Annotated in this window: 3 protein-coding genes; 2 read left to right on the top strand and 1 reads right to left on the bottom strand. The window is 57.0% G+C overall.

Annotated elements, in window-relative coordinates:
• Positions 1–36: 36 nt before the first annotated feature.
• Both EVC45_RS48175 and EVC45_RS44420 read left to right on the top strand, forming a co-directional pair.
• Positions 37–408: a transposase gene (locus tag EVC45_RS48175; protein ID WP_129964338.1), complete on the top strand. Its 372-nt coding sequence runs from the start codon at positions 37–39 to the stop codon at positions 406–408.
• Positions 409–648: 240 nt separating this feature from the next.
• Entirely contained in the window at positions 649–984 is a 336-nt protein-coding gene (locus tag EVC45_RS44420; protein ID WP_306770878.1) for a DUF3892 domain-containing protein, read from the top strand.
• Between the two features lie 175 nt (positions 985–1,159).
• Here EVC45_RS44420 and EVC45_RS44415 read toward each other — a convergent pair whose 3' ends face one another.
• On the bottom strand, positions 1,160–1,420 hold the full coding sequence (locus EVC45_RS44415) for a hypothetical protein (protein ID WP_129964337.1): 261 nt from the start codon (positions 1,418–1,420) through the stop codon (positions 1,160–1,162).
• Positions 1,421–1,724: the final 304 nt, after the last annotated feature.

Here is a 1,724-nt window from a genome sequence, read left to right as displayed (position 1 = left end):
CTATCGGCAACTTGAAACAGCTGCCGCTGAACCCGCATCAACTTAAACCAACCAGCCTCCACGATTCCCGGGGCGGTCCACCGCTGGTTTCTCGACCACCGTATGGTGCTCTTCTATCTGCCGCCGTACAGTCCTGAGCTGAACCTGATTGAAATCGTCTGGAAACACGCCAAGTATCACTGGCGGCGTTTCGTCAACTGGACGAAGGAAACGATCGATACAGAGCCAAACTGCTCGGCGGCTATGGTTCGGAATTTGAAATCCGTTTTGCCTGAACACTTAGCTCGACGAGCGGCTCCTCGACGGACGCCGCCGGACCGCGTCTCGGGCATTGTTCCCACCGGTTTCGGTTTGCGCCCGGCGCCGGGGCGTGCACCACCCCAGCCGTACACCGCCTTTGCTGTTTGATTTCCGCCGGCTTTTGTTTGGGTTTTCTACCCGCTCCCGGGCGCGAACCCCCGTGGGTATTGCGTTTCTCGGTCATTTGATTTCGCTCCTGTTTGAACAATCAACACCGCGCAAGGCCCAACCCCGCCGGATCGGTCACGTTCCCGAAATCGGCGGTCACGTTCGCCGAAATGCGCAGCAATTTTTGATGTGCGCCAATACATATCGCATAAACCACGGGTAAACCTTTGATTTATTAGTATGATGGATCGTGCAATATCAAACTCATTCATAAAGATCGGGGCTTTTATGGCGCAGCGTATTCAGGTTCTCTGCATCAACAAGACAAATAGGAATAGTCCGCACGAGGCCATTTCGCATATCGGCGGAAAGAATGCAGACGGGAGTCGGTGGAAGATCAGCGAGAAAGAAGCTATTAGCCTGATTGAGACGGGTAATTGCAGCTTCTATGTTGTCGGAGGTGGCCAGACTGCTGATGTGCGCGTCTGGCAAACCCCGCAAGGCCACAAATTCCTCAGGACCGGGCGCGACACGACGACTGCGGACAACCTTCTCAGCCTGTCCGAGTGCCCGTAAATACTTCTCGTTGATCATGGCGAATTCGACATCTCCGCCGCCATGCTTGCCAATCGGTCTTGCATGCGTATGTCCCGGGACGAGGCCCTCCGCGAACCGAGGCTGCCGGGGCAAACGCCATTTCTGGCGCTAGCCCCCAAAGTGAGGCCTCGACGGCAAAGGAGGCCGCTGCTGATTACTCGCCTTCCAGGGGATCGCGTTCACCCAGCGCCTCGTCAATCAGCCGCCTGGCTCGTTGTATGGCTTGGCCGGCGGCCGCAGTTGCGGGGTGCAACGAGTGGTAATGCTCCGGTTTTGCGATCGGCGCGCCAGTGCGCACGTCGTCCCGGTGGGAAAAGATGCGCTCGACAAGCAGGGTCACATTGGAGCCGCCGCGTACGTCGTCGCGCGCTGTCACCGTGATGCTGAAGCCTCGGTGCGTCTGTCTATCGAACATGTCATGTCCAGGCGGTACAAGCGATAGGTCAAGTTTAGCTCGGTGGGTAGGCGGACGGCTCCATCTCCTGCGCGACTATCGATTCGAGGTCGAGCTCGCGACACCGACGAAAAGGGTGTGAGTTCAATTCACCACCGGCTATAGCTCGAGCGGCTCCTCGACGGACACCGCCGGTCGCGGGCATTGTTCCAACCGGTTTCAGTTTGGGCCTCGCTAGATCGAATTTTAGGCTCTTTTGAAATTCAAATGGGTTATGCAGTATGCGGGTTGATCGAAGTGAAGTTGAGCTTGCCAGCGATCAGGA

This window comes from Paraburkholderia sp. UYCP14C, from assembly GCF_004197395.1.
GTDB lineage: Bacteria > Pseudomonadota > Gammaproteobacteria > Burkholderiales > Burkholderiaceae > Paraburkholderia.
This window is presented reverse-complemented; position numbering and strand designations above follow the sequence as displayed.

Excerpts from the sequence above, each read along its gene's own strand:
- EVC45_RS44415 (WP_129964337.1), bottom strand. The coding sequence starts at position 1,420 with ATGTTCGATAGACAGACGCACCGAGGCTTCAGCATCACGGTGACAGCG.
- EVC45_RS44420 (WP_306770878.1), top strand. The coding sequence starts at position 649 with ATGATGGATCGTGCAATATCAAACTCATTCATAAAGATCGGGGCTTTT.